13 protein-coding genes are annotated in these 20,958 nt (G+C 60.3%); 6 read left to right on the top strand and 7 right to left on the bottom strand.

What is annotated here, in order from left to right; all coding sequences use genetic code 11:
- Positions 1 to 97: 97 nt before the first annotated feature.
- Both IEX75_RS10705 and IEX75_RS10700 read right to left on the bottom strand, forming a co-directional pair.
- Positions 98 to 1,414, bottom strand: a complete 1,317-nt coding sequence (locus tag IEX75_RS10705; RefSeq protein ID WP_188794188.1) for a sensor domain-containing diguanylate cyclase — start codon at positions 1,412 to 1,414, stop codon at positions 98 to 100.
- 372 nt (positions 1,415 to 1,786) lie between these two features.
- A complete protein-coding gene (locus tag IEX75_RS10700; RefSeq protein ID WP_188794187.1) occupies positions 1,787 to 2,452 on the bottom strand; it encodes a response regulator in 666 nt (221 codons plus the stop codon).
- Positions 2,453 to 2,612: 160 nt separating this feature from the next.
- Here IEX75_RS10700 and IEX75_RS10695 point away from each other — a divergent pair, with 160 nt between their 5' ends.
- From IEX75_RS10695 to IEX75_RS10680, 4 genes are all read left to right on the top strand, one after another.
- The gene (locus IEX75_RS10695; protein WP_188794186.1) at positions 2,613 to 5,489 is read left to right on the top strand and encodes an ATP-binding protein; all 2,877 of its coding nucleotides are present in this window, start codon (positions 2,613 to 2,615) and stop codon (positions 5,487 to 5,489) included.
- Positions 5,490 to 5,942: 453 nt separating this feature from the next.
- Positions 5,943 to 7,526 carry a FecR family protein gene (locus IEX75_RS10690; protein WP_188794185.1) on the top strand — a complete coding sequence of 528 codons (1,584 nt, stop codon included), beginning with the start codon at positions 5,943 to 5,945 and terminating at the stop codon, positions 7,524 to 7,526.
- 264 nt (positions 7,527 to 7,790) lie between these two features.
- On the top strand, positions 7,791 to 8,924 hold the full coding sequence (locus tag IEX75_RS10685) for a CHASE2 domain-containing protein (protein ID WP_229720736.1): 1,134 nt from the start codon (positions 7,791 to 7,793) through the stop codon (positions 8,922 to 8,924).
- Between the two features lie 146 nt (positions 8,925 to 9,070).
- Positions 9,071 to 9,706, top strand: coding sequence for a DUF4142 domain-containing protein (locus tag IEX75_RS10680; protein WP_188794184.1), 636 nt, complete (start codon positions 9,071 to 9,073; stop codon positions 9,704 to 9,706).
- Positions 9,707 to 9,854: 148 nt separating this feature from the next.
- On the opposite strand, the gene IEX75_RS10675 is transcribed toward IEX75_RS10680, so the two are convergent.
- Genes IEX75_RS10675 through IEX75_RS10665 form a run of 3 tightly spaced genes read right to left on the bottom strand, consistent with a single transcriptional unit; the run spans position 9,855 to position 12,804 of the window.
- The gene (locus tag IEX75_RS10675) at positions 9,855 to 11,270 is read right to left on the bottom strand and encodes a sensor histidine kinase (RefSeq protein WP_188794183.1); all 1,416 of its coding nucleotides are present in this window, start codon (positions 11,268 to 11,270) and stop codon (positions 9,855 to 9,857) included.
- Between the two features lie 28 nt (positions 11,271 to 11,298).
- Positions 11,299 to 11,976 carry a response regulator transcription factor gene (locus IEX75_RS10670; protein WP_188794182.1) on the bottom strand — a complete coding sequence of 226 codons (678 nt, stop codon included), beginning with the start codon at positions 11,974 to 11,976 and terminating at the stop codon, positions 11,299 to 11,301.
- A gap of 9 nt (positions 11,977 to 11,985) precedes the next feature.
- Positions 11,986 to 12,804 carry a MipA/OmpV family protein gene (locus tag IEX75_RS10665; RefSeq protein ID WP_188794181.1) on the bottom strand — a complete coding sequence of 273 codons (819 nt, stop codon included), beginning with the start codon at positions 12,802 to 12,804 and terminating at the stop codon, positions 11,986 to 11,988.
- 449 nt (positions 12,805 to 13,253) lie between these two features.
- On the opposite strand from IEX75_RS10665, the gene IEX75_RS10660 reads away from it, so the two are divergent.
- Both IEX75_RS10660 and IEX75_RS10655 read left to right on the top strand, forming a co-directional pair.
- Positions 13,254 to 15,611 (top strand): isoamylase, encoded by a 2,358-nt coding sequence (locus tag IEX75_RS10660; RefSeq protein ID WP_188794180.1) that lies wholly within the window; start codon positions 13,254 to 13,256, stop codon positions 15,609 to 15,611.
- Positions 15,612 to 16,370: 759 nt separating this feature from the next.
- Positions 16,371 to 17,372, top strand: a complete 1,002-nt coding sequence (locus tag IEX75_RS10655) for a YVTN family beta-propeller repeat protein (protein WP_188794179.1) — start codon at positions 16,371 to 16,373, stop codon at positions 17,370 to 17,372.
- Positions 17,373 to 17,586: 214 nt separating this feature from the next.
- On the opposite strand, the gene IEX75_RS10650 is transcribed toward IEX75_RS10655, so the two are convergent.
- Both IEX75_RS10650 and IEX75_RS10645 read right to left on the bottom strand, forming a co-directional pair.
- Positions 17,587 to 18,960 carry a substrate-binding domain-containing protein gene (locus IEX75_RS10650; protein ID WP_188794178.1) on the bottom strand — a complete coding sequence of 458 codons (1,374 nt, stop codon included), beginning with the start codon at positions 18,958 to 18,960 and terminating at the stop codon, positions 17,587 to 17,589.
- 261 nt (positions 18,961 to 19,221) lie between these two features.
- On the bottom strand, positions 19,222 to 20,727 hold the full coding sequence (locus tag IEX75_RS10645; protein ID WP_188794177.1) for a substrate-binding domain-containing protein: 1,506 nt from the start codon (positions 20,725 to 20,727) through the stop codon (positions 19,222 to 19,224).
- Positions 20,728 to 20,958: the final 231 nt, after the last annotated feature.

Genomic DNA, 20,958 nt, shown 5'->3' with positions numbered 1-20,958 from the left:
TAAAGCCCGGCTATTCGACGTAGGTTGGGGTGCAAACCCCAACATGACGGCGCACATGGGAGATGACGCCGTTGGGGTTTGCACCCCAACCTACGATTTAATCCGCAAAATCGGGCGACGTGTCCAACTCCCCCGTCGACATGCCATGCACCGTATTGCGTCCGGACAACTTCGCGGCATACAGCGCGCGATCGGCCGCTTGCAGCAAGGTATCGCAGATTTCTTCCACGCCATGGCCATGCGGTACATGGCCCAGGTTGGCCGCACCGATGCTCAGCGTGAGCTTGCCGTAGCGGCTTTGCGCGTGCGGCATTTCGAGTGCGCCGATGGCGTGCAGAATCGCACCGGAAACTTTCAGCGCGCCGATCGCATCGGTGCCAGGCAGGACGGCGATGAATTCCTCGCCGCCGTAACGGCCGACCACGTCACCATAACGATGCAGCGATTTATGCAATTCCGCCGCGACGATGCGCAGGCAATCGTCGCCGCGCAGATGACCGTAGTGATCGTTGTACTTCTTGAAGTAATCCACGTCGATCATCAGCACCGACAGCGGATGCTGGTTGCGCATCGCACGCCGCACTTCATCGGCCAGCACTTCATCCACGCGGCGCCGATTGGGCAAGCCGGTGAGATGATCGTTGTTGGCGTAATACTCGAGCTGGCGGTTGATGTCGGCGAGCTTCTGCTCGGCCTGTTTGCGATCGGTGATGTCGGTGAGCGCAGCGGTGATGCCGATCACCTGCCCCATCAAGTTGTGCACAGGGTTGGCGAGCATCTGGTAGTACTTGCCGTGATGCTCGATTTCCTGCGCGGGCACATCCTGGCCAGCCTCCAGCAACTTGAGGCCGCGGCGGATGCTTTGGCCGGCGCCGGGCATCAGCTCCGCCACCTTGCGGCCCACCAGCGCATGCGACGGCACGCCGTGGATCGCGGCATACGCTGCATTGGCCGCCAGATAGCGGCCGTCGCGGCCGATCAGGCACAACGCGCTCGGTGCGGTGTCGTAGACGGCCATCATGCGGTACACGTTTTCGGCGTGCGTCAGATCCATCACGCCATGCGCCACGCCGCGGTAGCCGGAAAATTCGCCGTTTTCGTCTTCGATCGCCACCGCATCGGATTCGAGCGCGACCAAGCTGCCGTCCGCATGCAGATGGCGGCTGATGGCGCAGGAAAATGCCTTGGGTCGGGAGGCGAAAAAACGTCTGGCGCGCACCGCCTCGGTGGGTGTCATGAACGTGTTCACCGGCGCACCCAGCACGGCCTCGCGTTCGCGGCCCATCAAGTCGAGCAGGCCTTCGGCCACCTTGGTGAAGCGATGGCGCTCATCGATTTCCCACTGCCACTGCGGATGCGAGTGAATCGTCGCGTGCAGCCGGTTGAGCGCCTCTCCTTGCATGTCCTTGAACATTGCCGACACCTCACGCCCTTTGCGTGGAACACGTTGCTTGGAACAGGAGATCCCGGCAGACAGTACTCACAGGGGGTAATGCATGCCTGCCGCCGGCGTTAACTCGCCGACACACACCCATCCGTGAGCGTGCGGGAAATCACGAACGCCATGGCGATGGCGTTGCTTACGGGCGGAAAGCTTGCGCGTCGGGGGTGGGGTGGCTGTATCGGACGATTCCTAAAATGGAATCGCCGTGCTTCGTAGGTTGGGGTGCAAACCCCAACATCCGGGTGCGATGTGCATGGCAGCGTTGGGGTTTGCACCCCAACCTACACGGTCTCGAGGTGCGCTCCCGCTCGGGAGGGAAACGTTTCTCGCAGTGATCAGGTGTTAAAGCAGCCCATACGTGCGCGCGTACTCGAACAACTGCGTATTGCTGGTAATCCCCAGCTTGCGCATCGCATCGTTCTTCTGCTGGCTGACGGTCTTCACGCTGCGGTGCAGTTGCTCGGCGATCTGGGTCACCGACAGCCCCTGCGCATAAAGGCGCACCACCTCAGCCTCGCGCTGGGAGAGCGAGGCGGGATCAGCCGCACGCTCGAGCCCTTCCGATGGCGACCAATCGATCACATGCTCGCGCATGGACTCACAGATATAGGTGCGCCCATTCATCACTGCACCGATCGCCAGCTGCAGCTCTTTCGTCATGGCCACCTTGGCGACCAGGCCGTTCACCTCCGCCGCCAGCATGCCGCGGGTAAGCGCGGCGTTGTGCACCATGGTCAACACGATGATGGGCAGCCGGGGATGCTCGCGGCGCAGGCGCTTGAGCAGGGGAAGGCCGTCGCCGGAACCGTCTTCGTAGGGCATCGAGAAGTCGGTGATCAGCAGGTCGCACGGTTCGCTTGCCAGCACGGCCAGCAGTTCGCGGCCGTTGCCTGCCTCGCCAACCACGTGCATGCCGCCGTGTTCTTTCAGCAGCGCGCGGATGCCAAGCATCACGACGGGGTGATCGTCGGCAACGACGATCCGGGTTATCTCGCCATTAGGGGGCATAGCCGGGGATGCTCTGATTCCCATATCGACGGCATGTCCAGCCGTCATAAGTAGGATTCTACCGAAAGAACGCGCCATCTCTCCCCCGGCCGACATGGCATCATGCGCCCACAGCCGCCAGCGATGCCGGCTACTCAGGGACAAAACCTTCCTTTATCACGTGACCCTAGCCCTACTCCTCAGCGATGCGGCCACCGGCTGGTTCGATGCCAGCCCGATTGCCATGGCGGTCGTGGTGCTTGCCGCCTTGCTCAGCCTTACCGCCCTGCTCGCGCTGGCGGTACTGCGCATGTTGTTCGTGCAACGGGAGAAGCTGGCGCAAGCGGAACGCGCGCTTCAACGACAGACCGCGGTGATGCAGGCGCAGCTGGATGCGGTGCCGTTTCCGGTCTTGATCAAGGATGCAGCAGGCGCCTACCTGGCACTCAACCGCGCGTGCGAACTGCGGCTTGGCATCGAACCGGCACACATGGTGGGGCACAGCAGTCTCGAACTGCCAACCCAGCGCTGGGTGCCGCTGGCTGACGGCACGCCGGCCATCCAGCGCCTGCAGCAATCGAGCCTCGATGCGCTGCGCGAGAACAAGGTGCAGCGCTGCGAACTGGATTACCTCAGCAGCGACGGCCGCCAGCGCACCGGCCTGTTGCTCGAAGCACCCACGCACGCGCCGGACGGCAGCGTGAACGGCTCCATCGCCATGCTGCTGGACATCACCGAGTACCGCCAGGTCGAATTGGCCGCACGCGCCACCGAGCAAAGCCTGCGCGACATCACCCAGCGTATTCCCGTGGTGGTGTTCGCCGTGCGCCGCGGTAACGACCACCAGCCGCGGCTGGCCTTTCTCGCCGGCCATCTGCACGCGCTATTCGGCTTGGAGCAAGCCGATCTGCTGGAACAGGACGACGTGCTGCGCGACTGGCCGTTCCACGACCGCATTCACCCGGAGGATGCCCCTACCCTGCGCCGCCTGATGCAGCGCGCGACCCGCCACCGCGGCACCGTCACGCTGGATTTTCGCGCGTATGGGGCGGAAGGCCTGCGCTGGATCCACCTGGTGATGGGCACGCGCCAACTCTCCGACCACCAACTGGAGTGGATCGGCTACGTCATCGACACCACCAGCATCAATGCGCATAACCAGACCCTGCTCGCTGCGCGTGATGCCGCCGAGCGCGCGTCCAAGGCCAAGGCCGACTTCCTTGCCACCATGAGCCACGAAATCCGCACGCCGATGAACGGCGTGATCGGCATGCTCGAGTTGCTCGGCCGTACGCCGTTGAATGAAGAACAGCATGAACTGGTCCATGCAGTGGAAGACTCCGCCGGCGTACTGCTGCAGGTACTCAACGATGTGCTGGATTTCTCCAAGCTGGAAGCCGGCAACGTGCGCCTGGACGACGCACCGCTCGACCTGCGCACACTGATCGACAACGTGGCCGGCATGATGACCGGCTCCGCACACAAGAAAGGCCTGGCCATCGATGTCGGCGCGGATGCCACGCTGGCCGGCAAGCTGCTGGGCGACAGCGTGCGCATCCGGCAGGTGCTGATGAACCTGCTGAACAACGCGGTGAAGTTCACGGAGCGCGGCCATGTTGCCGTGAGCCTGCGCGTGATGGGCGACGACGGCCACGCGCAACGTGTGCGCATCAGCGTTACAGACACGGGTATCGGCATCGCCGCCGACAAGCAGGCCAACCTGTTCACGCCGTTCTCGCAGGCCGAATCGTGGACCACGCGTCGCTACGGCGGCACCGGGCTGGGCCTGGCGATCTGCCGGCACCTGGTGCAATTGATGGGCGGCAGCATTGAGCTCAGCAGCCGGCTGGGCGAAGGCACCAAGGTGACGCTGGAACTGCGTCTGCCAGTAGCGCAACGCGAGGTCGAACGTCTTGCAGAGTTGGCCGGCCGGCATGCGATCGTGCGGCTCGCTTCGGTCGGGACGGCCAATGCCCTCGCCGCCCACCTCACCGCACTGGGCTTGACGGTGGAGCAGATTCCGCCGACGCAACCCATGCGCCGTGGCGTGGCGGCCAATCTGCTCTTTATCCATCACGATGATCACGACAGCGCGGCGATGATTGCTGCACAGCCGGTCCTGGTCGACGCCAGTGCGAACGGCATCAGCGGCCCCCGCGACGAGCGCCTGTGGCTCAACACCAATCCGCTGAAATGGCAGTCCGTGGCGCGGGTTTGCGCGCAAACGCTGAAGCCGCCGGCATCCGCTCCGCGCGAGATGGCTCCGCGCGTGATGGCGACGCCGGTGGACACGTCACATGCCACGGGCCGTGTTCTGGTGGCGGAAGATCATCCGATCAGCCAAGCGTTGATCCGCCGCCAGCTTGCGCTCCTGGGTTGGTCCTGCGATGTCGTCGGCGACGGCCGCGCTGCGCTGGATGCCTTGCGCCAGCGCGATTACGCCATGCTGCTCACCGACTGCCAGATGCCGTTGATGAATGGCTACGAATTGGCCGCGGCCTGGCGCCAGCACGAATCGTCCATCCAGCGCGCCACCCGCCTGCCCGTGATCGCCATGACCGCCAACGCGCTCGACGGCGAAATCGAACGCTGCCACGAAGCAGGCATGGACGATTACCTGAGCAAGCCCGTGCAACTGCGCCAGCTGGAGGAAAAGCTGGGCATGTGGGCGCCGCGCGTGGTCGATGCAGCCAAGACAGAAGCATCGTTGTTCGACGACGTATTCGCCGCGCCGGGCATGGAAGACCTGCGTGCGGAAATGCTGCAGGCGATGCTTAGGACCAGCGGCCCGGATATCGAGAAACTGGAGCGTGCCATGGCACAAGGTGACGGCGCGCAGGCGCAGCGCACCTTGCACCGGATGCTGGGTGCGTTGCAGCTTTTTACGAACGGGGGAGTGGTTGCGGAAGGGCGCGAATTGATGGCGGCGCTTGGCGGCGACTCGGCCGACGACGCGCTGCGACGATTGCCTGGTTATCTGCAAAGCTTGCAGCAGATGCTGTCGGAACTGGCAGCTCAAACCCATCCCGCCAACAGCGCCCTTTCCCCTCAGGGGTGAAGGGGCGCTCTCCAGGGAAAAGCCCCCATCACACTCTGCCGTCATTCCGGCGAAAGCCGGAATCCAGTGCAAATACGCTGTGCGCAGCACTCAACATAAAAACTTTCGGTGTGCTTCGCACGGTTTATTGAACTGGATTCCGGCTTTCGCCGGAATGACGATACGAGTCATCACGCAAGCACACTGTCCTTGCCCAAGATGCAAGTAATTGCAAGTCTGTTTCTGCAATACCTCCCTGAACTTACAAAGCGGTAGCACCCCGCCCCCACATCCCGCACAATTCCCCCACCATTCGGCACCGCTAGCAAACCTTAGGACCAAGGTTGCACGCTGTTGCCGGCCCATGACGAACAGGGGGCGTCTTGATGGTTCTCAGGGGGAATGATGTATCCCACCCGTAACAGGTTGCTGCCACGGCTGGCCGCGCTGCTCTTGCTTGTCTCGATCGCACCCATGCTTTTTGCTGCTGACTGGACTTACCGCGTCCGGCCGCAGGACAACATCTGGGATCTTTCCAGCCGCTATCTCAAACCTGACGTGCCCTGGCAGAAACTGCAGGCGTACAACAAGGTGGCCGATCCGTATCACTTGCCGCCGGGCATGACACTGCGCGTGCCGATCGCCTGGCTGCGCGTGCAGCCGGCGAGCGCCACGGTGGTGGCGGTGATGGGTAGCGCCCACGTGCAACAGCCCGGTGAAACGCAGGCGGAAAACGTCACACCCGGCATGACGCTCGGCTACGGCGCCCATCTGAGCACCGATGCCAACACCAGCCTCACTCTGCAGTTTGCCGACGGCTCGCGGGTGCTGATGGAAGAAAACAGCGCGCTGGATCTGGACCAGATGAGCGCTTACGGCCGCACCGGCATGGTCGACACGCGCCTGCGCCTGCAGCACGGCCGCGTCACCAATGCGGTGACGCCGATGACCGGCGTGGGTGCGCATTTCAGCGTGGAAACGCCGGGAACGATTTCCAGCGTGCGCGGTACGCACTTCCGCGTCACCGCCGACCAAGGCCAGTCGCGCACCGAAGTGTTGACCGGCCGTGTGGACGTAGGCGGCGATCAAGCGCATGTGCTGGTGCCCAAGGAGCACGGCGTTGCCGTGAGCGATGGCGCCAAGCCCACCCAAGCGCAACGTCTGCTGTCCGCACCAACGCTCCACTGTCCCGTGCAAGCCGTAAACAAACTGCCGTTCGTGCTCGCTTGGGCGCCGCTTGATGGCGCCGCGCACTATCGCGTGCAGTTGGCGCCGAACGACCAATTCGCCGTGCTGCTGCTCGATCACGTCACCAGCGCCGCGCAACTGAGTCTGCCCGACGTGCCGGATGGCGATTACGCCGTGCGCGTGCGCGGCATCGATGCACAACAACTGGAAGGCGACGATGGTGTGTGCCTGCTGCACATCAACGCCCATCCCCAGCCGCCGCTGGTGATCGAGCCGCTGCCCGGCAGCAAGGTGCGCGATACGCGTCCGCGCTTTCATTGGACGGAAAGCCTGGAAGCTGCCTCGTACGTATGGCAGCTCGCCGGCGATGACTCATTCGCCCAACCGCTGGCCAGCGAAACACAGCTCACCGGCGACAACGTACGTGCACCCAATACGTTGCCGTACGGCCACTACTACTGGCGCATCGCCACGCGCAGCAAGACGGGCAAGCTTGGCCCCTTCACCGACCCGATGCCGTTCGACCTGGTGCCGCAACCCCTTGCACCGGAAGTCGGCAAGCCGAAGTCGTCGAAGAACGCCGTGAGCCTCGGCTGGCCAGCCGGCACAGCGGGACAGCGCTATCACATCCAGCTCGACCGCCATCCCGACTTTGCGCATCCGCAGATCGACCAGACGCTGGATCAGCCGCTGCTGCAAACCAAGAAGCCTGGGTCCGGCACGTGGTATGTGCGGGTGCAGACGATCGATACCGATGGTTACGCCGGGCCTTGGGGCGCGGTGCAGAAGATTCGATTGGGAGGTTGTTTGACGTGCCGGATTGGTGTCGCTGCTGCGGGTGGCGGCGTGGTGTTGTGGTTGTTGTTATGAGGACAACATAAGTCCTCAAGCTCAAATCGAAGCGCTCGTCATTCCGGCGAAAGCCGGAATCCAGTTTAAATACGCGTCCGAAGGACACGGCACACATAAGATGTTGAGTGCTTCGCACAGCGTGTTTGTACTGGATTCCGGCCTTCGCCGGAATGACGGCGAGGCAAGGTTACGTATTCCGCCAGGCTCAGACTGACGCATGCCACTTTTAACCGCCGCAGCAAGATCAGCCGTTAACCCCGAAGGGGAGAGGGAGCACCGCTGATGCCCACCACCTTCGCCTGGCTCGTCCGCGGCATGCTCTGGATGGCCGGCGTCGGCCTGCTCGTACTGTTGATCGTCAGCGGTGTCACCGTACCGCTGGACAACGCGCTCTACGACTTGAATGCACGCTACTGGCGCTACACGCCGGACGACCACGTCGTCATCGTCGCGATCGACCCCAAGAGCCTGGACGAAGTCGGGCGCTTCCCTTGGCCGCGTTCGGTACACGCGCAACTGATCGACCGCCTTGCCGCCGATGGCGTGCGCGGCATCGGCATGGACATCACCATGTCCACGCCTTCCAATGATCCCAACGACGACGCACAAGTCGCCGCTGCCATTCACCGCAGCGGCAAGGTGGTGCTGCCGGTGTTTGCGGAAGCCGTGACACTTGGCGGCCCGCTGCAGGAAGCGTTGCCGGTCAGCGGCATCGCGCAGAGCGTGGCAGCGTTGGGACAAGTGGATGTCGCCAAGGACAACGACGAGCGGGTGCGTGGTGCGTACCTCAAAGCCGGCCTGGGCAGTCCTTACTGGCCCTCGCTGGCCTTGGCGCTGCTGCAGCTTGGTCATACCACGTCCAATAGTGCACTGCCCGGTTTGCATGATCCCGAGCGCAACGACGCATCGCCCTATTTGTGGATGCGCGACGACTACGTGTTGCTGCGCTACGCCGGCCCTGCCGGCACGTTCGGGCGGCTGTCGTACGCGGACGTACTCAACAACCGCGTGCCGGCGAGCTTGCTCAAGGATCGCTGGGTGCTGATCGGCGCCACCGCCGAAGGCCTTGGCGACATTCTGCAGACACCCGACTCACCCATGCCGGGTGTGGAATATCAGGCGAACGTATTGGAATCGCTGGAACGCGGCATGCTCGTCACGCCGCTCGGCTTTCTGCGCGAGTTCGCGCTGGCCGCCGCCATGCTGACGCTTCCTTTGCTGCTCTACGGATTGCCCGGCATCGGGCGGAACTGGCTGCTGTTATGGATCAGCATGACGCTGGTGCTGGTACTGAGCATCGTCCTGCTGCGCGGCGGCTATCTATGGTGGCCGCCGGTGAGTTGCATGATGGTGATTGCTGCGGAGTTCGCCGCCTGGCAGTTGTTAATGCGCCATCGCCGCCCAGTGCACGCCTAGACACTTAAGAGAGCATTGGCTGAAGCAAAAAGTGCTTGTTCGCGCAGTCCCATAATAGTCTGACGAATTCTAAACACCTTTTGAACTTCTCTAAGTTCAGATTGAGAACCGTAAGGGGTCCAGCTCAGCCATAAAGGCGATACGTCATGCGCGTTGTACGTTTCTACCGGTTCGTTCCCATCTCGCTGGTGCTGGTATGGATGACGCTGGCAGCGGGACTTGCACAAGCCGCTGATGCCACCCAGCCGTTGAACGCCGATGAGCAGGCCTTCCTCACCCGCGCCATGAACGACAACGACAGCCAGGTCGCGATGGCCAAGCTGGCCCTGGCCAAGTCCACCAACCCGCGGGTGCTGCAACTGGCCAACACGATCATTCAGGAACGCACCGCGCTCAGCGCACGCATGACGCAATTACTGGCAGGCAGCAACGAGCATGCCAGCCAGACAGCGGAGAACAGCCCGACGATGGATCGCATGCAGGCGCTCAGCGGCGACGCGTTCGACAAGACCTTCGCCAGCACCGCAGTACGCAGCCATTGCCGCATGATCTCCGCCTATGAGGCCGTGAAGATCAGTTCAACCAATGCCGCACTGATAGGTTTTGCCCACGACGCTATTCCCACACTGCGCGGCGACCTGATGGTCGCCATGGCGGTACTGCGTTCGGCCGGTTGGACGGTGCCGCACCATCAGGAAGCAGTGGCTTCCGCTGATACGCACGGTGGCTCGAAAGCGCCGGTGTTCTGGGAACCCATTTCACTGGTGGCAGCGCCTTGGTAAGGCGCATCCCGCGTAGGTTGGGTTAGCGCAGCGTAACCCAACATTCCCGAACCAAATGGCATCGTTGGGTTACGCTACGCTAACCCAACCTACGTAAAAGCTGAGGACCGCTGCGATGGAAGCATCGCGGCGGTTTTGTTTTGGCCGATCACGATCTCAACAAGTGGATGGTGAACAGTGTGCCCGGCTGGGTGCGCTCGGCGGCCAGCTTCCATCCATGCGCGAGCACGATTTCTTTGCAGATGGCCAAACCCAGCCCGGACCCTTCGGTCTTGTTGTTCGGTGAACGCCAGAACCGGCTGAAGATGAAAGGCAGATGCGCTTCATCGATGCCGGGCCCTTCGTCGCTTACCGAGATCGAGGATGTATCGGCCATGATCACGACGGTAGAACCCCTGGGCGCAAAAGCCAGCGCGTTCTCCAGTAGGTTTTTCAGAAGGATGAACAACCCGCCCTCGTCCGCTCTGATCTGCATGCCGGGGGCGCGCAGGCTGGTTTCCATCGTCACGCCGCGCGCCGCTGCACTGCGCGCCAGATGGGACGTGACATCGCACACCACATGCTCCAGATCGACCTGCGAAAACTCGTAGTTTTGCAGCACACTGGCTTCCATCAGATGCAACAGCTGGCGAACCTGCCTGGACATCGTATCGACGTCATGCAGGATCTGATGGGTGTCAGGTGAAACCGGCTGCATTTCTATCTGGCCGCGAATCAGAGTCAATGGCGTCTGCAATTCATGGGCAGCCGCAGCGAGAAAGGTTTGTTGCGCGAGATAGCCTTCTTCCAACCTGCCCAGTGCATCGTTGAACGAATCAACCAGCGGACGCATCTCGCTGGGAATGCTTTGCAGCGACAACCGCGCCGTCAGATTCTGTGGCGTGATGCCGGCAGCGGCTTGCGAAGCTTCCCGGATCGGTTTCACCAGGCGTCGCAGCGTCACCAGCATGGTGACGCCGAAGATCAGCGCAGCCACCAGAAAACTGATCCCGATCACTTTGGGAACCGTCCCCAGCCTGAGCCGGATAAGCGCCGTATCAAACACCTCGCTGGTGACAACCTGCAGGAAATAGGGTCTGCGTGCACCAGGGATAGGCACGGTTTCCACATAAAACACCTTGCCGGCGCTTTCAAAGCGCGAGCGCTGCGTCGTCATCCAGTCGCCCTCATGCGGCACGGAAACGATCATGGGCATCGACGCCAGCGCCACATCGCCGAACTCGTCCACGACTTGATACCCCGTCTGCTCCGCAAACGCCGCACGAAACTGTTCGATTTTCGGCGATATCGGGACCGAGACAGGCCGCCCTTGCGCATCGAACTGCACGGACTTGGCCAAGCGATGGGCCGCCTCCCCGATCAGTTCGCTCGCAAACACTTCGGCAGAATAGTGTGCAAACACGTACTCGATGCCCGTCAGAACGACAGCGAGACTCAGCGCCAAGGCCAGCAGGCACGTCGCTAGCAGCCGCGAGGAAAGGCTATCGAACAGCGAGCGTTGACGCATCACCGATAGCGGCGGTTCGTTAACGTGTGCCTGGGGTGCATCGAGTGAGATGGTCATGATGTTGCCGGCTTGATATCGGAGATTTTTAGACGTCTTTCTGCAATTGGTAGCCAATGCCGCGCACATTCACGATCTTGATGCCGGCATCGATGGCGGACAATTTCTTGCGCAAGCGATGAAGCGCCACATCAAGGGCATTCGGCGTAACGTCGTCATGCAAACCCCAGGCGGCGTGCTCCAGCTGCGCGTGACGGACGACGTTTCCGCCCGCCGACACCATGCGCAGAATGATCTGCAGCTCGGACGGCGATAGCGATACCCACTCGCCCTCGCAACCCATGCAGGCGCGTTCCGGATCGACGGTCAGCCCAGCAAAATCCGGCGTAAGTGGCGCCATGGCCGAAGGGCGACGCATCAGGGAACGGACGCGCGCCACCAGTTCTTCCATGGAAAAGGGCTTGGTCAAATAATCGTCGGCTCCGCTTTCGAGTCCTTCAATGCGATCATGGATCGCGTCCCTGGCAGTCAGCATCAGGCATGGAAGGGTCGCGCCGCTGGCGCGCAATCGGCGCAGCAGTTTGATGCCATCGCCGTCCGGCAAACCACGATCCAGCACCAGCAGCGCGAATTCGAATCGCGCCAGCGCATACAGCGCAGCGGCGGCGTCGGGGAAGATGTCCGTTTCAATACCGCTGCGCGCGAGCGCCGCCTTGATCATCTCGGCAAGGCGCTCGTGATCCTCGACTAGTGCTACACGATGCATGCCATCACATCACTTGAATCGATAAATGTAGCCGACCATGACGCTGGGCGCCGTCTTTTTCCCAACCAGCGGACTATCGGTAATACCTGAACCGAATTGCGTGATGCCCACGTCGCCACGGATGGACTGGCGTGCATCCAGGCGCCACGTCGCGCTGACGCCGGCAGTCGCGTTGACCGTCGATTTGCCATCGTAAACGGGACGCGTGGACGTGGCTTCGCTGGGCCGCACACCGTAATAGTAATCGACGTATTTGCGATTCATATATTGGAAACCGACATGCGGTGCGATGCGCCAGCGGCCAAAGTCGAAACCTCTTTCGAACGACAGGGAGCCCTGCTGGCCACGGCTGCTGAACAAGTAATCGGTCGAAATGCTGAATTGGCCATAGCGCCAGCCCACGTGCGGACCATACCAAAGCGCACCATTGCGGTCGGCCATGCCGTGAAAGATCGCGGCGTCGGAATGGGTATAGCCGTCGAATAGCGAAAACTTGGTCCGCAAGGAAACGGTAAACCCGTCACCTTGCCATGCCTTGAAGTCCAACGCCGTGCCGACAAAGCTGATCCAGCGGCTGTCGTAGAACGCAAAAGGCACCGGAGAAACCCGTGTGCCAAAACCTTTGTACGGCAAGCCACGCGCGGCGATGCCTGCACCCAGCCCCCAGTAGGAAGCGCCTTCCTGTCCATCAAAACCGGTGGCACCTGGAACGGCCTGCGCATTGTTGGGCGGCGTCCCTTCCGCCGTGCTTTGTGCATGGACGATTGGCAGCCACGGAAGTGCACCGAGCAAGGCAAGGTACTGCAAGCGGTTGCGTTGGAATCGCATATCGCGGAAGTCCTGAGGGTCGAGGGTGGGGACCTGACTCTCGGGCTGGGCGACTTACCAGATACTTACCGCTTTGCATGTCGTTCGTAAGTTGGGTTGGTCCGGACTTGATCCCTGTCTCTTGATCCACGCGCAACCCAATGCATTCGGCGCGACATCGCAGGATTACACTGCGCTAACCCAACCTACTGTGATCGCTCGCGTATGCGTTGTGTGAAAACACAACAACTATTCTCAATGAATACGTATGCATACTCTGGTTGTTGCACCGCGATGCTTCCTAACATCCAGCGCACCAGCTTTCCGCATAGCCAACCAACGCGTTAGCGACCTACGCAATCGATGGGGAGATCGATTCGGCGTACGGCGAGCTGCGGCCACGCGGGTCGACACCTGCGTGCACTTCAGGGAAATACGCAAAGAAACCTGTTCAACCAGGAGGCACCCGTATGAAGTGTCCGAAGATGCTTGCCGTCTTGCTGGCATGCGCCAGTCTCGCGGCAATTCCCGCCATGCCTGCCCATGCAGCGATCAACAGCATGAGCCTTGGCGCGAGTTACAACGCGCAGCAAACGCAGATCACCTTTCGTGTTTATTCCTCGCAAGCCACACGCATGGTGCTTTATTTGTACAGCGCCGGCTATGGTGTACAGGAATCGGCCACCTATGCCTTGACCAATGAAAGCGGTGGCGTGTGGCAAGTGGTGGTGCCGGTATCGGCCATCCAGAACGCCGGCATTACCGGTTCCGTGTATTACGGTTACCGCGCCTGGGGGCCAAACTGGCCCTATAACTCGAGCTGGACGAAAGGCTCATCGGCCGGCTTCGTTTCCGACGTCGACAGCAGCGGCAATCGCTTCGATCCCAACAAGCTGTTGCTCGATCCGTATGCGAAGGAAATCAGCCAGGATCCGCTCAATACAAACAACCAGGACGCCGACATCTTTGCGACGGGCGGTACGGTCGATTCCGCTTTTGGCGTGGCGTACCGCCTGATCGATAGCGGCACGTATGCACCCAAGGGCATTGTGCTTGCGCCCGGCACGCAGAGTACCGGCACCAAGCCGACACGCGCACAGAAAGACGATGTGATCTATGAAGTGAACGTGCGCGGCTTTACCAAGCAGGATTCCAGCATCGCTTCGCAATACCAGGGTACCTACTACGGCGCAGGATTGAAGGCCAGTTACCTCGCCACCCTGGGTGTCACCGCGGTGGAATTCCTGCCGCTGCAGGAAACACAGAACGACGCGAACGATGTAGTGCCCAATTCGGATGCCAACCAGAACTACTGGGGCTACATGACCGAAGACTTCTTCGCGCCGGATCGCCGCTACGCATACAACAAATCGGCGGGTGGTCCCACGGCGGAATTCCAGCAGATGGTGCAGGCATTTCATAACGCCGGCATCAAGGTTTACATGGACGTGGTCTACAACCACACCGCCGAAGGTGGCACCTGGAGCAGCACCGATCCCACGACGGCGACCGAATATTCCTGGCGTGGATTGGACAACACCACCTATTACGAACTCACCTCCGGCAACCAGTATTTCTACGACAACACCGGTGTCGGCGGTAACTACAACACCTACAACACCGTCGCCCAGAACCTGATCATCGATTCGCTCGCCTATTGGAGCAATACGATGGGCGTCGACGGTTTCCGCTTCGACGAAGGCCCCATCCTGGGTAACGCTTGCCTCAACGGCGCCGCGGAGTCCGGCGCGCCGAACTGTCCCAACGGCGGCTTCAACTTCGACGCGTCGGATCCGAACGTTGCCATCAACCGTATTCTCAGCGAGTTCACGGTACGTCCCGCAGCAGGTGGCAGCGGACTGGACTTGTATGCCGAACCGTGGGCAGCAAGCGGCAGCAACGAGTATCAGCTGGGCGGATTTCCGAAAGGCTGGTCCGAATGGAATGGCCTCTTCCGCGATAGCGTGCGGCAGGCGCAGAACGAACTGGGCAACATGACGATCTACATCACGCAGGACGCCAACGACTTCTCCGGCTCCTCCAATCTGTTCCAGGCCAGCGGCCGCTCGCCATGGAACTCCACCAACTTCATCGACATCCACGACGGACTCACGCTGGACGACGTGTATTCCTGCAATGGTCCCAACAACAGCCAGGCTTGGCCGTATGGCCCATCCGACGGCGGCATCTCCAACAACTACAGTTGGGACCAAGGCATGTCGGCCGGCACAGGCACCGCCGTCGACCAACGCCGCGCCGCACGCACCGGACTGGCCTTCGTGATGCTCTCGGCCGGCACACCCATGATGCAAGGTGGCGACGAATACTTGCGCTCACTGAAGTGCAACAACAACGCCTACAACCTCGACTCCACCGCCAACTGGCTCAACTACAGCTGGACGACGGACCAGTCGAACTTCTACAACTTCGCCCAGCGCCTCATCGCCTTCCGCAAAGCCCATCCCGCCTTGCGCCCGGCCACCTGGTACACCTCCAGCCAGGTGGTGTGGTACGAACCGAGCGGCGCCGTTGCCGATAGCAGCTACTGGAACAACACCAGCAACTACGCGATTGCGTATACGGTCAACGGCTCTTCGTTCGGCGACAGCAATTCCATGTACATCGCCTACAACGGCTGGTCCGGCAGCGTTACGTTCACACTACCGGCACCGCCCACCGGCACCAACTGGTATCGCGTGACGGATACCTGTGACTGGAACGACGGTCCCAATACCTTCGTGACGCCGGGTAACGAGACCTTGATCGGTGGTGCAGGTGCCACCTATGGCCAATGCGGGCAGTCGCTACTGTTGCTGATTGCCAAGTAACGTCCGATACGTAGGTTGGGGTGCAAACCCCAACATCGCGATGCATGGGCATGCCTACGTTGGGGTTTGCACCCCAACCTACGGCTGATTTCCAAATAGCCGTCCATCTCAGCAAAAAAACAGGGAGGAGCTGCATCTCCTCCCTTTCTGCTTCCTGCAGAACAAACCCATTATTCAATTAATTGAGCAAGCGTAGATCTACAGTGGCATGAGGGGCGACCGAACCTCATGAGTCCACCGCACACGACGACAACGCTTGACGCATGCCTACGAAGCAGGACTTGCCTGTTGTAGGCATTTGCAATGACGTGCTTATGAAAGCTTCGCGTCGATCAACATGTCGATCGCGTGACCATGCCTATATTCCGTATAAGCACACATCATTCATCCAAGCCAATCGCAATGACAAAAATGTGACAAATCGCGGCAACCGCGGTTTTTTTAGGTCATACGCGCTTCATAGCCCAGGCGCATGCTTTCGAAGGACCGGGCGGCGACAGGACGCAGTTCGCAAGTACCGGTGCTGAAATGGGATCACAGATTATAAGTGGGACAAGTTGAGCGCCGGTAAGCGCACAAAAAGGGGATGCTCCGCGTTTCAATCATCACCTACGGAACGCACGGCAGGGTGGCAGGGGATATCAACCCCTTCGACCCGGGACACTGCAAAAGCATCCTCCCACGTTCGCGTGCCAACGCAACGAGATGTTTCATGCCGGGCGCATCACGGCGCCCATGATCTTATGCTGGAGGTATGCCATGACAACTGTTCAACCGAGCTTCACCCGTCCGGCGGCACGCAAGTGGTTCACTCGCGCTGCCCGCTGTGTTTTCCCCTTGCTGATGGTATCGGTGGCGCTCCCCGCCGCTGCCAACAACAACAATGCTTACGTTGTCAATTTCGTCAACAACACGGTCTCCGTGATCAACACGAAGACCAACGCCGTGACGGCCACGGTAACCGTGGGGACCAATCCCTCCGGCGTCGCGGTCAGCCCCGACGGCACTAAAGTGTATGTGACCAATCTCAGCGACAACGATGTTTCTGTGATGGATGCAGCCACCAATGCCGTGACCGCCAAGGTAGCGGTGGGAAGCAGCCCTGATGCCGCAGTGGTCAGCCCCGACGACACAAAGGTGTATGTCGCCAACTCCAATGCCAACACCGTTTCCGTCATCGATGCGGCCAGCAACGCTGTGATCGCCACAATACCAGTGGGCAGCAATCCCAATAGCGTAGCGATCAATCCCCAGGGCACCTATGTGTACGTGGCCAACACGGCTGACAACACCGTCTCCGTGATCAACACGTCCACCAATGCCGTCATCGCAACGGTGCCGGTGGGCAACAGTCCTTTCGGCGTTTCCTCCGATCCTTTTGGCGCGGTTGTGTATGTAGCCAACTTCGGTTCCAACAATATCTCGGTGATCGACCAGTCCAAAAACACCGTGGTCGCCACTCTTACGGCCGGAAACGGTGCCACCGCCGTAACGACCAGCCCGGTTGGCTATCCGGTGTATTCGGCCAATTTCAACGACAACACCGTTTCCGTGATCAATCCGCTCAACAACAAAGTGATCGCCACCGTGCCAGTAGGCATCTCACCTAACGGCATCGCAGAAAGCCTTTGCGGTCGCGTGTACGTGGCCAACTCCAATTCCAGCAGCGTTTCCGTGATCAACCCATTCACCAACCAAGTGATGGCCACGGTAGCCGTAGGCACTGGCCCGATGGCCGTGGCGACCCAGCCGGAATGGTGAGAAAGCGATTTAATCTATCGCGCTCCAATCACTACAGCAGCAAAGCAGACGGCCATCTCTCAGGAGATGGCCGTTTTTACATGTGTCGAATGCAACCATATGGGCCTATCAAGCTTCAACGACGGATAGCTGCGTCATTCGTCAGCGGTCTGCACGGTCGGCTTGCGCAGTTGCATCTCTTTCCTACTGGTTCCTACGGAATGAGAGGTGAGACTCAGTTGACTAGGCAGCCCCTGATCTGATTGGTGGTGAAAGCATTGCTGCCAAGAGTCAGGAACGCCAGGCCCGTACCAGGTCCGACGGTGGTGACTTGACTGGTGATGCTGGAGGTGTACGGAGCCGTCAGTAAGCCCCGTATTGCCATCAGGTCCGTTGATGTATTGCCTTCGGAGTTAGCCAGCAGATATGAAATCGCTACGATCGGATAGCTGGTCGACGGTACGATACCGCCCGGGACGGCCGGTTTGGCATAGAGTGACGGCTTCACTAGCGCGATGCACTGCGTGGTGGGGGGATTCGTGACGCCTGGGATCGCACCTATCGTCTCAACGGCTGCGGTGCCGTTCGCGTTATTAACGTTGCTGATCACCTCGTTGTAGAGCAAGGAAACGGCGGTGATGGTAAGCGGGTTCCCGAAGTTGATGAGCGGGCTCTTGCCGTTCACATCGGCAAGCTGCGGACTGGGGATCGTTGCCAAGGCGTTAGCTGTTTCCACATAGCCAATGCTGCCGGACGTACTTCCAATGCCTTGGATTAATGTCGCGTCGCTACTGGAACCAACCCAGTTGGGTGGAAGACCCAAGGGAAAGAAATTAGCGACCACGCTGGTGAACCCCCGGCTGGTCTCAAAGACCTCGTTGTTAATGGTGCCGCAGACAGTCGCCAGATGGCTGCTGAAGCTGAAAGAGGTACCGTTGCCATCAGAGCGGTACTGTACGTTGATCGGGTTTGCCGGAATCGAGGCGCCATCGGTCAGAGTAAACGCGCTAGTCAGGCGGGGATCGCTCCAGTTGGTGACTTGACCGGAGAAGATCGAGCAGATTTGTCCGTCAGTGAAATTCACTTCCGAAGAAGTCACCTGGTTGCCAAGACTGTCCGTCAGGTTGAACGCGATCGCAATCGCACCCGCGATAGCCGGGAACTCCACGGGGTAGTCACCCGCAGGATGGCTGTTCTGGTAATCAAGATAATCGCTGGCGTTCAACGGCGAGCCCAGGACAACATAGTTCGGTTGGGTCAGGTCAGCGCGGCCTACGGTTCCCGCACCGAAACCGTTCGCCGGGCAAGCATCCTGCACGTTGAAACCTGGTGATCCTGTAAGAACGTTCAGCGCGATGGCATCGCTCGTCTTGCAGTACGACACGCTGGGATTTCCCGCTTGGGCGCTAAAGACGCCGAACACTGAGCCCACACCCGCCGGGTACACGGGGTTGTTTATGCTGTCGCCGGCATAAGCGATCACCGGCAAGGTAGAACCACCGCCCACGAGCGTATTACTGCTCGCATACGACACCGAAGCTGTCGCTAACGCCAACGCACCCATTGTCCATTTGGCGCTTGCGCCGATCCTGATGGAGTTACCGTTCATGACGCACCTCGTTGTACTTCGCCTTCCCATTGAAGGCTTGGCATCCGTTACGCCGGTGGCGTGACGTGCTTATGAAGTGGCGGCGTCATTAAAGGTGTCGGTTTGATGACTCAGTGTGCTAGCGGCGTTACGCGTTCTTTAGTCACAAAAACGAAGGGGAAAGCCAACCGGCATCCGTTACGGGTTTACATTCACACTTGAAAAGAGGGGATGCCATAGGCATCCCCTCCATTTTGCTTCCTGCAATGTGCAACGCGAATCTTAGTTGCCGCTGTTAACGCAGGCGCCGGCCGCGGTCACGCTGAAAGCACCACCGCCGGTGCTCGGGGCCGGGTTCAGGAACGCAAGACCCGTGCCTGATCCGATGGTCGTTACGCTGCCCGTGATGGTGGTGTTATACGGAGCGTTGACCAGATTCTGCGTGTTGGTCAGATCCGACGCTTCTACACCCTGGGCGTGCGAGAGCAGATACGAAATAGCCACGATCGGATAAGTGCCCAGCGGGAGGAAGCCACCCTTGGCTGTCTTGGCATAGACCGACGGATTGACCAGCGCGATGCACGTCGAACCGGTGGGCGGCGGCGTCACACCCGAGATGCTGCTGATCGCCTCGAGGGCGGGGGTGCCGTTCGAGTTGTTGGTGCCGCTGATCACTTCGTTATAAACCACCTCGCTGGAAAGAAGATTGAGCGTGGTGCCGAAGTTGGTGATCGGGCTGGCGCTGTTTACATTGGCGAACTTCAGGTTGGGAGCAATTGCCAAGGCATTGGCCGTTTCCACGTAGCCGAGGCTGCTGGCCGTGTTTTTGACGGCGTTGGCTACAGACGCATTGCCGCTGGAGCCGGTCCAGTTGCTGGGGATGGAAACCAGGACACCCGGGACCACAGGGCTTGCGGACGGAAAACCGGTAACGACGTTGGTGAAGCTCTGGCTGGCCTGGAAGAATGCGGTCTGACCGCTGCTGTTGACAAACGAGGGGCAAACAGCCGACAGATGGTTGCTGAAGCCGAAGGAGGTGCCGCTTCCGTCAGAGCGATACTGCACGTTGATCGCTGCGTTCGGCATCGCGGCGCCACTGGATACCGTGAAAGCACTGGCGATGGTGGGATCATTCCAATTGGTAACTACACCGGCGAAGATCTTGCAGATCATCGAGTCGGAAAGGCCCGTGGCCGAACTCGTCACTTGAACACCGTTGGTGTCCAGCACGTTGAAGGCAATCGCCACCGCACCCGCTACGGCTGGGAACTGAGTGGGGAAGGCGGCACTGCCGTGGCCGGTCTGGTAGTTGGCGTAATCGGAAGCAGCCAGCGGCGCATCCGCACCCGCGAAGTTCGGCTGAGTCAGATCCGAGCGGCCCACCGACACGCCACTGATCGTTGCATCAGCGCCGAAGCCGGAGACAGTACCCACGCTGTTCTTCGTGCAAGCATTCTGCACGCTGAAGCTGGTCGAAACACCGTTAACAGTCAAGGTAATCGGCGCAGCGAGGATGTCCTTGCCCGCGCCGCTGCCGGTGAGGCAGTAGGAGACGCCGGGGTTGCCCGTCTGCTGCGCATACACGCCGAACAGCGAATTCGGATCGACACCGGTGCCGGTAACGCTGCCGAACACTTGCAGGTTCGAAGCCGCATTTGCGCCAACATAGCCAATCGACGGCAGCGTTGCACCGCCGCCCACTTGCGTGCCGGATGCGTGCGAAACTCCGGCCAAGACCAATGCGAGAGCACCAGCGATCAACTTGGTGCGGGTGCTAAACCGATTCATTCCGTAACTCATGGTTTTTCCCCATAGCGGTTTTACCTCCGGAATTGGAGGCCATGGCTTTTTACGCCTATGCAATGACGGGGAAATTAAGTATTGGTGTCGTTGAATATGCCAGGAAAATTACAATATTGACGTATTGAAATAATATTTAATGTCATATTTGACAATTCACCGCCTCGTGTGAGGTAGCGCACATTATATGTGTGCACAGAATACTTTTGCATGAATTTT

Source organism: Dyella nitratireducens (assembly GCF_014642835.1).
In the GTDB taxonomy this organism is placed as follows: domain Bacteria; phylum Pseudomonadota; class Gammaproteobacteria; order Xanthomonadales; family Rhodanobacteraceae; genus Dyella_B; species Dyella_B nitratireducens.
The sequence above is the reverse complement of the archived record's forward strand: the minus strand, read 5'-3'. Positions and strand labels throughout refer to the sequence as shown.